Origin of the sequence: Streptomyces thermolilacinus SPC6, from assembly GCF_000478605.2 — a bacterium.
In the GTDB taxonomy this organism is placed as follows: Bacteria; Actinomycetota; Actinomycetes; order Streptomycetales; family Streptomycetaceae; genus Streptomyces; species Streptomyces thermolilacinus.
Genome location: NZ_ASHX02000001.1, coordinates 779,327 through 795,022, shown reverse-complemented (window position 1 = coordinate 795,022; position 15,696 = coordinate 779,327). Strand labels below are relative to the sequence as shown.

Sequence of the window (15,696 nt, the reverse complement as noted above, 5' to 3'; positions counted from 1 at the left end):
GGCGCCGGGGCGGGTACGGCCGTGAACGGGGTTACGGGACGGGGCGTGCGAGCGGCACGCGCGGCGGAGCCGGTCGCGGCCCCGCGTCCAGGTCGCCCGCCGGGGCAGGGAGGGGCGGCCCGAGCGCCCGGCCACCGCGGGCAGGGGAGAGCCACGGGGGCCGACGGCGGCCGCCGGGCAGCGGGCCGGCGGGGTCGGCAGGGCGGCCGGGACCTCGGTGCGGCCGGGAAGTGGCGGGTACTGCCGGGAGCAGGAGGGACGGCCGCGGGCCGCCAGGGGTCACGTCCGGGCGACGAGGTCCAGTTCCGCCAGCGCAACCTCGGCGTCGGCGTCGGGGGCGTGGCCGGACGAACGGCTCTTGGCCAGCGCCCGGTTCAGGTGCCGCCGCGCGGCGTTCCGGTCGCCGCGCAGCCGCGCGGCGAGCCCCAGCCCGATCTCGGCGCGCACCTCGCCCCGGCTGTAGGCCCGTTCGGCCGACACCGACAGCGCGCGCTCGTACAGCTCCGCGGCCCGCCCGGCGTGGCCGCCCGCCAGGGCGGTCCTGCCGAGCCAGGTCAGTGCCTCGACCACCTCGGTCCACAGCCCCAGCTCCTCGGCCACGACCAGGCCCTCGCGGTGCAGCCGCTCGGTCCGCGCGTGGTCGCCGTCGTGCTCGGCCGTGAGCGCCAGCGACCGGGTGGCCCGAAGCTGCCCCCATCGGTCGCCGACCTCCTGGAACAGCGCGGCGCCCAGCTCCGCGTGGCACTCGCCCCGTTCCGGGGCCTGGCCCGCCAGCTCCACCAGCGCCGCGGCCTCGCCCCAGCGGTCCCCGGCGGCCCGCGCGCCGGCCAGGCTCGCCTCCACCAGGCGCACCCCGTCGCGGCGGCGGCCGTGACCGGTCAGACCGGTACCGACGAACCACTGCAGCCGGGCCCGCAGCACCGGATCGTCGATCCCTGCCGTCGGGTCCCCGCCCGCCGGGACCGACGCCGCGGCGGCCGACGACGTGCGCAGCTCGATGCCGGTCAGCCAGGCACGCGCCGTCACAAGCGCGGCGGGAGGGGCCTCGCCGTCGGCGGCCAGCGCGGTCTGCAGCGACCTGCGGGCCTCGGTGAGCCGGCCGCGCAGGAACCAGTACCACGTCAGGGCGTTCACCAACCGCACCGCGTATCCGGCGCCGTGGCCGCTGACCGCGAGGTCCAGGGCGCGGCGCAGGTTGACCGTCTCCGCGTCCAGGCGCTCCAGACAACGCCGCTGGTCCGGGCCGCGCAACCGCTCGCTCTCCCGCTCGGCCAACTCGGTGTGGCAGCGGACGAACCGCGCGCGGACGATGGCCTCCTCGCCTGCCTCCGCCAGCCGTTCGGCGCAGTAGGCGGCCACCGATTCGAGCAGCCGGAACCGGTCCGCCTCACGAACCACCAAGGAGCGGTCCACCAACCGGGACAGCAGGTCGGGGACGCGCTCGGCGGCCAGGTCCGGGCCCGAGCAGACCGCTTCGGCGGACGGCAGCGTACAGCCGTCCGCGTGCACGGCGAGGCGCCGCAGCACTGTCCGCTCGTCCACGGCCAGCAGCTGCCAGCTCCAGTCGAGCATGGCCCGCAGCGTCCGCTGCCGCGCCGGAAGCCCCCGCACCTGGACCTCGGGCGGGGCGAACCGGTCGTCGAGGGAGGCGGCCAGCTCGGCCGGGCTCAGCGTGCGCAACCGTGACGCCACCAGTTCCAGGGCGAGCGGGATGCCGTCGAGGCGGCGGCAGATCGCCGAGACGGACGCCGCGTTGTCCGCGTCCAGGACGAAGCCTGGCGCCGCCGCCGCCGCCCGTGCCACGAACAGCTCGACGGCGCTGGAACGGGCCACCGCCTCCGGGTCGGTGCGCTCCGGCAGCGCCAGGGGAGGCACCGGACGCACCACCTCGCCCGGGATGCCCAGCGCTTCCTGGCTGGTGACAAGCAGATGCCCCGCGGGCACCGCCGACAGGACGGCGCCCGCGAGCACGGCGACCGGTTCGACGAGGTGTTCGCAGTTGTCGAGCAGGATCAGCAGGTGCTTGTCGGCCACCGCTTGGCACAGCCACCCCACCAGGTCGTCCAGGTCCGGTTCCGTGGCCGCGGTGTCGCACAGTCCCAGGGTGGTGATGACCCGCTCGGCGATGTCGTCCGGGGTGGACGCTGCCCCCAGACCGGCGAGTTCGACCAGCCACACCCCGTCGGCGAACCGTTCGGCCATGTCGCGCGCGGCGGCGATCGCCAGTCGCGTCTTGCCGACTCCCCCCAGACCGGTGAGCGTGACGAGGCGGGTGTGCGCGCCCGGACTCAGCAGCGCCCGCACCTCGCCGACCGCCTCCCGGCGGCCGACCAGCGGGGTCAGCGGGGCGGGCAGGTTGGTACGGCACGACAGCGACGTGACGGCGGGTGCGGCCAGCTGCGGCTCCTGGCGCAGGATCGCCTCGTGCAGCGCGGAGATCGCCGGGCCCGGGGACGCCCCCAGCTCCTCGGAGAGCTGGGACCGCAGCTCCTGGAAGCTCTGCAGCGCGTCGCCCTGCCGCCCGGCCCGGTACAGGGCGCGCATGTGGGCCATGCGCAGCCGCTCGCGCAGCGGGTGCCGCGCCACCAGCTCGCCCAGCTCCGCCGCCAGCGAGGTGTGCTCCCCCAGGGTCAGGCGCACCTCGGCCTGCTCTTCCACGACGGTGAGGCGCAGCTCCTCCAGGCGGGCTATCTCACCGCGGGCGAACAGGAACTCGGCCACATCGGCGTAGGCCGGGCCCCGCCACAGCGCGAGCGCGTCGGCGAACAGGCGCCTCCTCACCGCCGGCTCCCGGTGCGAGCGGGCGCGCTCGGCGAGCTCCTGGAAGCGCGCCGCGTCCACCTCGTGACCGGTGAGCAGCAGCCGGTACCCGGCGGGCTCGCGGACCACCTGGTCCCGCCCCAGCACACGGCGCAGCTGGGAGACCTTCGTCTGCAGGGTGTTGGCCGACCCTCCCGGGGGGTTGCCCGCCCACAGGTCCTCGATCAGCCGGTCCGCGGGGACGGGTCCGCCGCCGTGCGCCAGCAGGTTCGCCAGCAGGGCGCGAACCTTCGCTTCGGGGACCTTGACCGGCCGCTCCCCGGCGTCCCAGACGGCCAGCGGGCCGAGCACCCCGTAACGCATGGTCGCAGTGTATCTCCGAGTGACCCTCAGGAAATCGTGCGTGACGGTCGGCATGGTGGCACAGCAGGCTGTCAGACTCGAAAACGCAGGGAGTGCCATGAGCACATCGACCGTACGTAGAGCCGGTGCGCGGGAGTGGGGAGGGCTGGCCGTCCTCTCCTTGCCCACCGTGCTCCTGGGCCTCGACGTCACCGTGCTGTACCTGGCCCTCCCCTCGCTGGCGGAGGACCTGCGGCCGAGCGGCACCCAAGAGCTGTGGATCATGGATGCCTACGGCTTCCTGATCGCCGGTTTCCTGATCACCATGGGCACACTGGGCGACCGGATCGGCCGCCGCAAGCTGCTGATGCTCGGCGCCGCCGCCTTCGGTGCCGTCTCCGTGCTCGCCGCCTACGCCACCAGCGCGGAGATGCTCATCGCCGCGCGCGCCGCCCTGGGCGTCGCCGGTGCCACGCTGATGCCCTCCACGCTGGCCCTGATCAGCAACATGTTCACCGACCTGCGCCAGCGCTCGCTGGCGATCGGCGTCTGGGCGACCAGCTTCGCCCTCGGTATGGCGCTGGGGCCGGTGGTGGGCGGCGCGCTGCTGAACCAGTTCTGGTGGGGTGCGGCGTTCCTCCTCGCCGTCCCGGTCGCCGTCGTGCTGCTGGTGGCCGCGCCGGTCCTGATCCCCGAGTACCGGGCGCCGCACAGCGGCCGGTTCGACCTGCTCAGCGTCGCGCTGTCGCTGATCGCGATCCTGCCGGTGATCTACGCCGTGAAGCGGTTCGCCAAGGACGGCGCGGACGTGCCCACGATCGCCGCGACGGTGATCGGCCTGGTTTTCGCCGTGCTGTTCGTCCGGCGCCAGGGACGGCTGGCGAGCCCGCTGCTCGACGTGCGCCTCTTCACCAACCGCACCTTCAGCGCCGCGCTGAGCGTCCTGCTCGTCGGCCTCGTGGGGGTCGGCGGCTCGATGCTGCTGATCACCCAGCAGCTCCAGCTCGTGGAGGGGCTGCCCCCCATCGAGGCCGGCCTGTGGATGGGGCCGCCCGCGCTGCTGATGTTCCTCGCCGCGATCGGGGCCCCGCTGGTATCGCGGCGGGTGCCGCCGGGGATCGTGGTGGCTGCCACGCTGGCCCTGTCCATGGTCGGCTATCTGCTGCTCACCCAGGTGGACGCCTCGGGCGGCGTCGTGCAGATGGTGATCGGTTTCGGCCTCGTCTACCTCGGACTGGGCGCGATCGCGGCGCTGGGCACGGACCTGGTCGTCGGGGCGGCGCCGCCGGAGAAGGCCGGATCCGCCTCGGCGATGTCGGAGACCGTGCAGGAGCTCGGCCTCGCGCTCGGCGTGGCGATCCTGGGCAGCCTGGCCACCGCGGTCTACCGCAGCAGGATCGGCGACCAGATCCCCGTCGGCACCCCGCCGGAGGTGGCTGAAGCGGCGGGCGACAGCATCGCCGGCGCCACCTCGTCGGCGCACTTGATGCCCGCGGGCTGGCTCGACCAGGCAAAGGAGGCGGCCACCTCAGGGCTGAACACCGCCATGCTCGTCGCCGCGGTGTGCACCCTGGTGCTGTCCTTCCTGTCCGCCGTCGTGCTGCGGCACGTCGGCGTGATCGGGGGCGACGAGGCCGAGGCCGGCCCCGACCCCGCCGCCGTCCCGTCGGAAGCCGCCGAATCGCGGGTGTGACCGGGGCCGGGCGGCCCCGCGCCGCCCCGGCGGCGGGCGGTGACGCCGGTACGGGGCGGCGCGCGCGGGCCCGGCCCCCGGCTACTCGGCGACCTCCGCGACCACGGTCCGCGCCACCTGGATGAAGGAGCGCAGCGCCGGATGCTGGTTGTTGCACGCCCAGACCAGGTAGACGGGCACGGGAGGGGCGTCACGAATGGGGAGGTATCTGAGCTCCGTGTGGGGGTGCATCCAGGCGGTGGAGGCCGGTGTCACACCGATACCCACACCGGCGGCGATGTAGGTCTGCCAGTCGTCGATGGTGTCCACCTCCACCGCCACCACGGGCTGCCGGCCTTCCTGCCACAGGTCGAGGTTGGTGGTGCCCGAGAAGGAGTTGAGTACGAGGGCGTAGTCGGTGAGGTCGTGCAGCCGGACTTCGCCCTTCGCGGCGAGCGGGTTATCCACCGAGACGGCGGCGACGCGTGGCTCCATCACCAGAAGCTCCTCCCTGAGGCCCCGGCGCCGGGCGTGGGTGCGCATGATGGCCACATCCGACAGACCGCTGGTCAGCCCGCCCGCCGGGTCGTCGACCCGCTTCAGGCGCACCAGGACGTCGGGGTTCATCTCCTGCCAGCGGCGCAGTATCGCGCTGGTGTACGCGCCCGCGGCCGACCATGCGTAGCCGACGCGCAGGGCGCGCACCCGGTGCAGGTCCGAGCGCATGGCGTCGTCGAACGCCGTGACCGCGGCGTCGGCCTTGGCGCAGAACATCTTCCCGGCCACCGTCGGCTGCACCCCTTCCGCGGAGCGCTCCAGCAGGGGCTGCTTCACATGGCGCTCCAGCTCGGCCAGCCTGCGGGACACGGCGGACTGCGCCATGTGCAGCCGGGCGGCGGCCTTCGAGATGCTGCCCTCGTCGATCGCCATCAGGAACGTTCTCAAGTGGTGAATGCCGACAGTCATGACGCCGGTTACCTTTCGTGGAGGAAGTCGGGGGAGTGCGTGGTGGCCGTGCCGGGGTGAAACGGGACGCGGGCCGGGAGCGGTGGCACCTGAAGAACGGGCCCTTCGTCAGTTGCGGGGAGGGGGCCGCCGGGATCCGGCGGGGAGCGCGGTGCGAAAGGGGCCGGAAAGGCGTTCCAGCGGCGGACTGCCGGGCGCCAGGCAGCCCCGCCTCCTTCTCCGGGCGCTCCGCGCGCCGAGCGGGGCGTGCGCGGTCCGCGCGGCGCAAAAGCGGGGAGCCGTCGGTCCCTGAGACGTTCCGAGCGTGTCCGGCCGTCCGGTGCGGCACGGTGGATCGAGCCTTCTGCACATTTCTCTTCCCGTTCGCGTGACGAAAGCCGATCCGAGGACGAGTACGGTGATCAGCGGGGGCCGGGCCCCGGGCTCGCCTCGGCATATCGGCGCCGACCGCCGGCGCGAGCCCGCTCGTGAAACCGTTCAGCGACGCGCGGCCGCGCCAGGGGCCGCGACGCCGGGCACGTGCCGGGTGAGCCCCCCAACTGGAGAGACGGGCCGGTGCGCCGCGCACCGCGACCCGGTCGCGAGACGACGGACGCGACCGGGCACCCACCTGCCTCAGGAAGCCGGACCCGGCGCCGCGCGGGCCCCCCTTCCGCACCGCGTGACCGTCCATGCCGGGTGGGTGGCGGCGCCGGGCGGCGCCGTGGGGCATCGGGAAAGGGGCCGCTCCCGTGCCCCGCACGCAGGCGGGGGCGGACCGCAACAGGCTGGATTCCCCGGGAACTTCCGAGGGATCCCGCACGACGCCGGAAACGCGTGGAGGCGCTGTTTCCGCCGGGCAGGCGGTTTCTCGTGGCCGACTTCGGATGCGGTTTCCGTCCGGGGCCGTGCGTCGTTCACGGCGTGACGCTTCCCACGGTGAAACGGCCGTGTGCCGGTGGCCGAATCGGATGCCTTCGGGCGTGCGAGGAGCATGCGGATTCCGGCAATGAGTACGGATGGGAAAACGATTGTCAACAAATAAGAGACGACGGCTTGGTCTTGCCGTTGCCACATGCCAATGGCGGCCACGGTTATCAGTGTGATGGGTGATTTTTGCGGCTTCAACAGCACGTCATCGAAGGGCTGATACATATCTGGCCGCAGCGAGGACGAGGCCGGAGGGGGGAATGTGGCGGGCGGGGGATACCCGCAGGTGGCGAGAGGACCGTGGGGCGAAACGGAGCGTGCCGCCGCTGGGGCCGCCTCGCGGCGAGTGGCGGGAAGCCAGTGGCCGAGGCGCCCAGGCGGGGGAAAGGGGCCCCGCCCGGGACCACCTGATACATCCCGACGGCCTCCTCCGGCCCGCGTACGGCTCTGACCTGCGCTGGCGCCTGGTCACGGCCACAAGTCGCGATGGCCGGGGGCTCGGAGGGGAACTGCGCCGCCCTCGCCGGATCAAGGGGCGTGAAGGGCGTCGCGAGACGCACGCGGCGCCCGAAAGCGGACGGGGCCCGCGCATCCGGGCGGCCGGACACGGACGGGGCCCGCCCCCCGGAGCCCCGGCCGGCGTCCCCGGTCCCCACACGCGGGCACCTGCGGCCGTGGCCGGGAACGCCCCCCGGCGGGCCGGCCCGTCCGATGTCCCTCGCGCCCGTGGCCCGCCGCACCGGACGTACGGCGGCGTTCGGGGCCGAACCCCCGCCGCGGCGTCCGCACCCGGACCCCCGCCGTGGCGGGCGGACCGCACCCCGCACCGCGACCGCGGGGGGAGCGGCAGCCGCACCGGCGCTCCGGCCTTAGGCGGGTCTGCGTACCGGGGGGAGGGGTGGAGGGCGCCCCGGCGGGCGGGGCGGCTCGTGAGGTGTGGGAGCGTGAGCGCGTGAGTGAGAAGACGGCTGACACCTTGCAGTACCGCTCCGACGGACCGGCGGACGCGCCCGTTCTGGTCCTCGGGCCCTCCCTCGGCGCGACCTGGCACATGTGGGACCGGCAGATCGCGGAGCTGACCGCGCGGCACCGCGTGCTCCGCTTCGACCTGCCCGGCCACGGCGGCTCCCCCGCCGAACCGGTCGCCTCCGCCGCCGGGCTCACCGACCGGCTCCTCACCACCCTTGACACGCTCGGCGTCCAGCGGTTCGGGTACGCCGGTGCCGGGCTCGGCGCGGCCGTCGGCGCGGACCTCGCCCTGCGCGCCCCGCAGCGGCTCGCCTCGCTCGCCCTGGTCGGCGCGTCCCCCCGGTTCGGCACCGCCGACGAGTACCGGCAGCGCGGCGTCGTCGTCCGAGCCCACGGCATGGACCCGATGGCCCGCCTCACCCCGGAGCAGTGGTTCACCCCGGCGTTCGCCGCCGCCCAGCCCGCCATCGTGGACTGGGCCGTCCAGATGGTCCGCACCACCGACCCCGGCTGCTACATCGCCGCCTGCGAGGCCCTCGCCGCGTTCGACGTCCGCGCCGACCTCGCCAGGATCGGCGTCCCCACCCTCGTCCTGGTCGGCTCCGACGACCGCGTGGCCGGGCCCGCCGCCGCCCGCACGCTCGTCGCGGGCATCCCCGACGCGCGGCTCGCCGTCGTCCCCGCCGCCGCCCACCTGGCCCCCGTCGAGCAGCCTGCGGCCGTCACCGACCTGCTCGTACGGCACTTCGCCGCGTCCTGGCAGGACACCCTCGCCGACGTGCCCGTGCCGCCCCAGACGCCCACCGCCTTCGCCCCGGGCCCGGTCGCCGCCCCGGTGCCCGACGCGCAGCCCGCCCAGGTCCCCGCGCCCGCCGCGCCGCCCGCCCCGCACCGCCCCGACCCGTACGAGCCGGGCCTGAAGCTGCGCCGGGAGGTCCTCGGCGACGCCCATGTGGACGCCGCCCTCGACTCGGCCGACGACTTCACGCGCGACTTCCAGGAGCTGGTCACCCGGTACGCGTGGGGCGAGGTCTGGTCCCGCGACGGCCTCGACCGCCGCACCCGCAGCAGCGTGGCCCTCACCGCGCTCACCGCCCGGGGCCACCTCGACGATCTGGCCGTCCACACCCGCGCCGCCCTCCGCAACGGGCTGACCCCCACCGAGATCCGCGAGATCCTCCTCCAGGCCGCCGTGTACTGCGGCGTACCCGCCGCCAACGCGGCCTTCCGCGTCGCCGCCCGGGTCATCCGCGAGGAGACCACCCTGGAGCCCTGATCCCACCGAAACCGACCGCTCCCGCACGGGGACTCGGGCCCCGCAGGGCAGGATGGGGGCATGAAGCTGACCAAGAAAGCGCACGCCTGCGTACGGCTGGAGAAGGACGGACAGACCCTCGTCATCGACCCGGGCGGGTTCACCGAGCAGGACGCGGCGCTCGGCGCCGACGCGATCCTCGTCACCCATGAACACCCCGACCACTTCGACGGGGCCCAGCTGCGCGCGGGCATGGAGGCCAACCCCGCGGCGGAGATCTGGACGCTGCGCAGCGTCGCCGAGCAGCTCTCCGCCGCCTTCCCCGGGCGCGTCCACACCGTCGGCGACGGCGACACCCTCACCGCCGCGGGCTTCGACGTGGAGGTGCACGGCGAACTGCACGCCGTGATCCACCCGGACATCCCCCGCGTCACGAACATCGGCTTCCTGATCGACGACGGCGCCGTCTTCCACCCCGGCGACGCCCTCACCGTCCCCGGACGGCCCGTCGAAACCCTGTTCCTCCCCGTCCACGCCCCCTGGAACAAGATCTCCGAGGTCATCGACTACGTCCGCGAGGTCAAGCCGCGGCGGGCCATCGACATCCACGACGCGCTGCTCACCCCGATCGCCCGGCCCATCTACGACCGGCAGATCGGCGCGCTCGGCGGCACGGACCACCGGCGGCTGACCCCGGGGGCGTACACGGAGCTGTGAGGGCCCGTTGTCGTACCCCGCCGTTAGGCTGTCCGACATGCGTATCGCCACCTGGAACGTCAACTCGATCACCGCTCGGCTGCCCCGCCTGCTGGCCTGGCTGGAGAGCAGCGGCACGGACGTGCTGTGCGTCCAGGAGACCAAGTGCACCGCCGAGCAGTTCCCCGCCGCCGAGCTGCGCGAGCTCGGCTACGAGTCGGTGGTGAACGCCACGGGCCGGTGGAACGGCGTGGCCCTGGTCTCCCGGGTCGGCCTGGACGACATCGTCACGGGCCTGCCCGGGGGACCGGAGTACGAGGGCGTGCAGGAGCCGCGGGCGATCGCCGCGACCTGCGGCCCCGTCCGGGTCTGGTCGGTGTACGTGCCGAACGGCCGGGAGGTCGCCCACGACCACTACGCCTACAAGCTCCGCTGGCTGGAGGCCCTCCAGGCCGCCGTAGCGGGCGACGCCGCTGGCCCGCGCCCCTTCGCCGTGCTCGGCGACTTCAACATCGCGCCCACCGACGACGACGTGTGGGACCGCTCCTTCTTCGAGGGCTCCACGCACGTCACGGCGCCTGAGCGGGCCGCGCTGGAGGGCCTGCGCGGCACCGGCCTCGCGGACATCGTGCCGCGCCCCCTCAAGTACGACCACCCGTTCACGTACTGGGACTACCGCCAGCTCTGCTTCCCCAAGAACCGCGGGATGCGCATCGACCTCGTGTACGGCAACAAGCCGTTCGCCGACGCCGTCAAGGACGGCTACGTGGACCGGGAGGAGCGCAAGGGCAAGGGCGCGTCCGACCACGCCCCCGTCGTCGTGGACCTCGACGTGTGACAGCGCCCCCGGCCCGGCGGGGGCCCCGCGCGTCCTGTAGTGCGGGGCCGCGCGGGGTGTCACGCTGGGCCGTATGAACATCCCTTTCCTGGACTCCTGGCGCAAGCGGCGCGACGGCGGACGGAGCACGACCCTCGCCTCCGCCTTCGAGAGGGACCCGGAGGGCGTGGCGGGACTGCTCTCCGAGTGCGCCCTGCTGCGCTCCCGGGCCGAGGAGGCAGGGGTTCTCCTGGACGACACACCGCGCTCCCTGGAGGCGCTCGACCAGCTGACGCCCCGCTGGCGCGAGGACCCCGAGGAGCTGCCGTGGCTGGGCAACGACGCGGGCCTGTACCTCGGCACGGTGATCGTGCGGACCGTGCCGGGCGCCGTGTGGGACGTGCTGCCCGGCGGCCGCGCCGTGGTCCGGCTGGCCTCCGGGCGGGAGATCGACGTGGTGGGCGCGGGCCTGGAGTGGGCGATCACCGGCTCCCCGCAGTTGTCCCAGATGTACGGCGAGGCGGCAGAAGGACGCTAGAACGCCCGTACCGCCCCGCTTCATCATGAAATACCGCTATTGCCCGACTTCCGTGTCGGGACGTGAAGTGCCTTTCCGCGCTGGATAGTTTGCGCTGGCCCCCCGGCACCTCCTAAGGGGGGAGGAAGGTCTCCAGCACGGCCCGGCAGCGGCCGGAGATCACTCCGCGCGCAGCGGCACCGACAGGTACGAGGGGTCGGACGGCGGCGAGGAGAAGGTCAGCCGCGCGCCGGCCGGGTTGTGCTCGATGTACAGCGGGTCGGCGGTGTCCACGACCAGCGCCAGCCGGTGCCCGGCGGGCACGTCGTACGCCGTCGAGAACAGCTCCAGGTCCACCGTGAACGGCTCGCCCGGCGTCCGCCCGTGGAAGGTGTACGGGGCGTTGCTCACCAGCTTGCCGACGCCGAGCGGCCCCACGTCGTACAGGTACGCGACCAGGGTTCCGCTGCTCGCGGTGGCGGTGACCGTCGTGTGGAGCTTCACCGTGCCGCGCACGCGCTGCGCCGTCGCGTACCGCTCCGACTGCCAGACGGCCGCGTACGAGCGGGGCAGCAGCGGCACGGACACGGTCGGCGGGAGTTTGAGGAACTGGTCGAGGGCGTTGGACAGCAGGACCACGCCGCCGTTGGCGCCGGAGTCCAGGCCGGTACGGACGGTCTGCTCGCCGCCGAGCGCGAGGCGCCGCTCCCGGGCGCCGACCGCTGTCCAGTCGGGGTAGCCCTCGTAGCCGCCGGACGTGCGGGACTTGATACGCACGGGCTGTTCCCGGTCCACGCCGTTGTCGGCGCCCTTGAGGTGGTGGTCGAACCAGCGGCGGGTGCTGGTCCAGGTGTCGTTGGGCAGGCCGAACAGGCCGGTGGCCTCGGCGGTGGCGTGGTCGCCCGGGCGCAGTTCGAGGCGCTTGGGGCCGGTGAGCTTCTCGTAGAAGGAGGCGTACTGGTTGGGCGGGAAGATCGTGTCGCCCCAGGCGTTGCCGAGCATCACGGCGGCGCCGTTGGCGTTGATCCGGTCGATGTACGTGGCGGGGGAGCGCTCACGGCCCCAGTCGATCATCTCCTGCTCGCGCTCCAGGTCCGAGGAGAGGAACGCTTCGAGGATGCGCTCCAGTTCGGGGCTCGGGCGGCCGGTGAGGTATCCGGCGCCGCCGAGCAGGGCGGCGGCCTGGAGGTGCTGGGTGCGGCCGCTGTAGATGGAGTCGATGAGGTCGGCCCAGCCGCTGAGCGCCGCGACGGCCTTGATCCGCGGGTCGTGCGCGGCGGCGAGGAGGCTGATCCCGGCGCCGTACGACACTCCGGCCATGCCGACGCGCCCGGGGTCGGCGGGGGTGTGGGCGAGGGCCCAGTCGATCACCTTGGAGGCGTCGGCGACGTCGGGCGGCCCCGCCACCTCGATGTGGCCGCCTGACTGCCAGAAGCCGCGCGAGTTGTAGCTGACGACGACGTACCCGGAGTCGGCGAGGGCGCGCGCCTGGGCGAGGTATTCGATCTGCGGCATCGCCCAGCTGGTGGGCAGCACGACCAGCGGGTACCGGCGGGTGCCGTCGGCGTCGGCGGGGGTGAGGACGTTGGCCTTGAGGACGGTGCCGCCGTCGCCCGCGATGTCCACGAACCGGATGCCCGCCGCCTCCGCCGCGGTGGCCGTGACGGTGATCCGCCCGGTGGCGGTCCCGGCCGTGGCGGCGGGGGCGGGCCCCAGGGCCGCCCCTGTCGCCAGGACGGCCGCGGCGGTGCCGACGGCCGCCGTACGCATGGCTGTGCGCGCGTGTCCCACGGGTCACTCCTCACTCGCGTGTCAGCGGTGGTTGAAAGTGACCCGACGGTAACCTCCTGGATTTACCTGGGGTAACACCCGTGCTGGTTACGTGACGGTAACAATGGGCGCACGCGTCGGCCGGCCTCGTGAGGACCGGCCGGCGCGGGAGGGGACGGCGGCTCAGCGCAGGGCGCTCTTGGCCTGCCACTCGCTCCAGGACAGGTTCCACTCGCCGTAGCCGTTGTTGACCGCCTGGGTGCCCTTCGTGTCGGCGCCCTCGATCTCGAACGGGTCGCCCACCTGCACCTGCCCGTACACCCACGCGGCGTTGCCGTCGGTCATGCCGATGCACCCGGAGCTGCGGTTGGCGTTGCCCATGTACTTGGCGTTCCACGGCGCGGCGTGCGCGTACATGCCGGACCAGGTCAGCCGCATCGAGTAGTCCACCATCTTGTCGTACGCGTCGCCGAGGCCGACCGTCTCGGAGCGCATGTTGATGGTGCCCTCCTTCGACATCAGCACGGTCCGGCCCCGCCAGGACGCCTTCTCGCCGCCCGGCGTGCCGCCCGACACGGGGACGTCCTTGACGACCAGCCCGTCCCGGACGAGCTTCAGCCGGTGGTTGTCCAGGTCCACCTTGACGACCTGGTTCCTGCCGACGGTGAAGCCGGTCGCGTAGTCGCGGACGAACCAGCCGCCGTCCGGGCCCGAATCGACGCCGTTCAGCTGGGCGTCGAGCGTCACCTTCGTGCCCGCCTTCCAGTACTCCTTGGGCCGCCAGTCCACCCGGTCCTTGCCGGACCAGTCCTGCATCCAGCCCCAGGAGCCCTCGGTGTTGTTCGAGGTGGTGACCTTCAGGGCCCTCTCGACGGCCGCCTTGTTCTTGACCGGGTGGTCGAAGACGATCGACAGCGGCTGCGCGATGCCCACCGTGGAGTTCTTGCCGGGCGCGAGCGTCAGCTTGTTGACCTTCTCGGGCGCGGCGGTCGCGAACTCGGCCTTCGCCGTGCCGCCGTTCGCGTCGCGCGCCTCGACCGAGTAGCCGGTGCCGGGTGCGGCGTTGCGGGCCGACGTCCAGGTACGGCCGTCGGCGGACACCTTGCCGTCCAGCCTGGCGCCCTTGGAGTCGGTGACGGTGACCTGGGCCAGTCTGCCCTCCGCGAGGGTGACCTCGACGGGGCTGCCGGGCCTGGCCTGCTTGCCCGACAGGTTCACGGTGATGCGCGTCTCCGGCCTGGCCTTGCCTTCCCCGCCGGTGTCACCGGACGAGGACCCGCCGCCACCGCCCGAGCACGCGGTCAGCGCCGCGGTCAGAACCGCGGTACCGGCGAGGGCGGTGGTGCGGAGCAGGATGCGGGCACGTGTGCGGCTCAACGGGACAACCTCCGATGCGTTCTCTGTCGCAGGGAGAGAGGGGAAACGGGGCCGGAGGGTTGTCGCTGATCCGAGGATTTGGCGGAGACATGAGGTGAGCTGCCCGACACGGGGCCGCTCCGTTGCGGACCTGCTGCGCCAAAGTCGCTTCTGGGTAACGGAGTTGAGGCGGAACGCCGTCATACGGCTGAGTGCATGATCGACTTTGATGGTCGAGGGGAAGGAAGTCCGGTGGCCGCTGCCAAACGGGGAATCGCTGGGGTCGCCGCGCTGATGGTCGTACTGACCGCGTGCGGTGGTGGGGGAGCGGACTGGACACGAGACGACGGCCGGCCGTTGAGCCTCGACGAGAAACCAGCCCCTGATGGAGCTCCCCGGCAAGCTGTCCGCGCCGCAGGGGTGGAGGGCCCGCGACCCCGAGACCGTGTCGGGGGCGCGCGCCCTGAACGCCTGCCAGGAGGAGACCGCGTCGAACTGCGCGGGGCTCGCCGCGGCGGGCGGCCGCTACTACCGCGACGGCGACTCGGACCAGAAGATCACGTACCAGAACCCGGACGCCTGACGTCTGACGCCTGGCGTCTGACACTCGCGCGTGGGGCCGGTCCGCGCGCGGGACCGCTCTGTGAGGCGTCCGGTCCGCGAGGCCGTTCGTCCTCCGGGGCGGTTCTACGGGGAGTCCGCCCCCGCCCCGGTGTCCGCCCCCGCGCCGGAGGCGTCGCTTCCCGCGCCGGTGCGGCGCGTGCCCGACCGGCCCGTGCCGGTCCGGCGCGTGCTCGTGCGGCGCGTGCCCGACCGGCCCGGCGCCATCCCGTCCGTATCCGCCGGGCCCCCGTCCGCCGCGTCCGCCCCCTCCGGGGCGTGGTCGTCCGCGGGGGCGGCCGGGGACGGAACCGGGACCGGGGCGGCCGGCGGCCGGGTGGCGTCCCCCGTGACGTCGGCCGCCAGCTCCACCACGTCGGGGCCGTACGCCTCCGAGTTCACCACCTTCAGCAGCAGGACGAACGGCCCGCGCCCGTACCGGCGGGCGAGCTCCTCCTGGTGGCGCACCAGATAGCGGGTCGCCGCCTGGTTCGTGACCGCCTTCTGCCCGCAGAACAGGAACACCGGCCGCCGCCCCTCGCCCGCCGTGAGCCGGGCCAGCACGACGTACTCGCTCACCCCGTGCTCCGCCCGGTACGCCTCCCCGCCGATCCGGTACACGTCCGGGCTCCGGTCCGCGGACTCCTCCAGGACCAGCCCCGGCAGGAGGGTGCGCAGGTGTGCCCGCATCCGCTGGTTCGACGTGGGCCCGCCGAGGCAGAACTCCGTACGGTCCCCGAAGCCCTGCACGGCCTGGTCGTGCCGGACGATCCGCGCGTGCGCGCCGCAGTCGCGGATCAGCGCCGACAGCTCCAGCAGCGCGAACACGTCGTTGCGGTGCACACCCTCGCCGCCCGCCTCCCGGTTCACCACCAGCAGGCAGTCGGAGTCGCCCGGCAGCCCGAAGAACCCCTGCTTGCGACGGAGCCGACGACGGGCCAGCGCCGCCCGGCCCAGCCATCCGAGTGACGCGCTGAGCCCACTGGCGGCCACGCCGAGCACGATGTTCCACAAGTCCTGGTCCATGGCGGCGCATGCTAGCGCTCCTGACGCGCCGCGCGGAGTGA

At 73.8% G+C, this 15,696-nt stretch carries 10 protein-coding genes and 1 pseudogene; 6 read left to right on the top strand and 5 right to left on the bottom strand.

Annotation, left to right across the window (positions count from 1 at the left end; all coding sequences use genetic code 11):
• Positions 1–279: 279 nt before the first annotated feature.
• Positions 280–3,123 carry a BTAD domain-containing putative transcriptional regulator gene (locus tag J116_RS31185; protein WP_023590737.1) on the bottom strand — a complete coding sequence of 948 codons (2,844 nt, stop codon included), beginning with the start codon at positions 3,121–3,123 and terminating at the stop codon, positions 280–282.
• Between the two features lie 97 nt (positions 3,124–3,220).
• Between J116_RS31185 and J116_RS03500 the strand changes: the two genes are divergently transcribed.
• Positions 3,221–4,795: an MFS transporter gene (locus tag J116_RS03500; RefSeq protein WP_023590738.1), complete on the top strand. Its 1,575-nt coding sequence runs from the start codon at positions 3,221–3,223 to the stop codon at positions 4,793–4,795.
• Positions 4,796–4,876: 81 nt separating this feature from the next.
• On the opposite strand, the gene J116_RS03495 is transcribed toward J116_RS03500, so the two are convergent.
• Positions 4,877–5,740, bottom strand: a complete 864-nt coding sequence (locus J116_RS03495; protein ID WP_023590739.1) for a LysR family transcriptional regulator — start codon at positions 5,738–5,740, stop codon at positions 4,877–4,879.
• 1,861 nt (positions 5,741–7,601) lie between these two features.
• On the opposite strand from J116_RS03495, the gene pcaDC reads away from it, so the two are divergent.
• The 4 genes from pcaDC to J116_RS03475 all read left to right on the top strand — a co-directional run bounded on the left by pcaDC (position 7,602) and on the right by J116_RS03475 (position 10,924).
• Positions 7,602–8,894 carry a bifunctional 3-oxoadipate enol-lactonase/4-carboxymuconolactone decarboxylase PcaDC gene (gene pcaDC, locus J116_RS03490; RefSeq protein ID WP_028964709.1) on the top strand — a complete coding sequence of 431 codons (1,293 nt, stop codon included), beginning with the start codon at positions 7,602–7,604 and terminating at the stop codon, positions 8,892–8,894.
• Positions 8,895–8,954: 60 nt separating this feature from the next.
• Positions 8,955–9,590, top strand: a complete 636-nt coding sequence (locus J116_RS03485) for an MBL fold metallo-hydrolase (protein ID WP_023590741.1) — start codon at positions 8,955–8,957, stop codon at positions 9,588–9,590.
• 37 nt (positions 9,591–9,627) lie between these two features.
• The gene (locus J116_RS03480; protein ID WP_023590742.1) at positions 9,628–10,407 is read left to right on the top strand and encodes an exodeoxyribonuclease III; all 780 of its coding nucleotides are present in this window, start codon (positions 9,628–9,630) and stop codon (positions 10,405–10,407) included.
• Positions 10,408–10,480: 73 nt separating this feature from the next.
• On the top strand, positions 10,481–10,924 hold the full coding sequence (locus tag J116_RS03475) for a DUF6278 family protein (RefSeq protein ID WP_023590743.1): 444 nt from the start codon (positions 10,481–10,483) through the stop codon (positions 10,922–10,924).
• 159 nt (positions 10,925–11,083) lie between these two features.
• Here J116_RS03475 and J116_RS03470 read toward each other — a convergent pair whose 3' ends face one another.
• On the bottom strand, positions 11,084–12,673 hold the full coding sequence (locus tag J116_RS03470; RefSeq protein WP_023590744.1) for a CocE/NonD family hydrolase: 1,590 nt from the start codon (positions 12,671–12,673) through the stop codon (positions 11,084–11,086).
• Positions 12,674–12,856: 183 nt separating this feature from the next.
• Positions 12,857–14,050 carry a L,D-transpeptidase gene (locus J116_RS03465; RefSeq protein WP_023590745.1) on the bottom strand — a complete coding sequence of 398 codons (1,194 nt, stop codon included), beginning with the start codon at positions 14,048–14,050 and terminating at the stop codon, positions 12,857–12,859.
• A 364-nt stretch (positions 14,051–14,414) separates the two neighbouring features.
• Between J116_RS03465 and J116_RS03460 the strand changes: the two genes are divergently transcribed.
• Positions 14,415–14,612 (top strand): hypothetical protein, encoded by a 198-nt coding sequence (locus J116_RS03460; RefSeq protein ID WP_023590746.1) that lies wholly within the window; start codon positions 14,415–14,417, stop codon positions 14,610–14,612.
• A gap of 314 nt (positions 14,613–14,926) precedes the next feature.
• Here J116_RS03460 and J116_RS03455 read toward each other — a convergent pair.
• A pseudogene (locus tag J116_RS03455) lies at positions 14,927–15,655 on the bottom strand (hypothetical protein); the annotation flags it as partial.
• Positions 15,656–15,696: the final 41 nt, after the last annotated feature.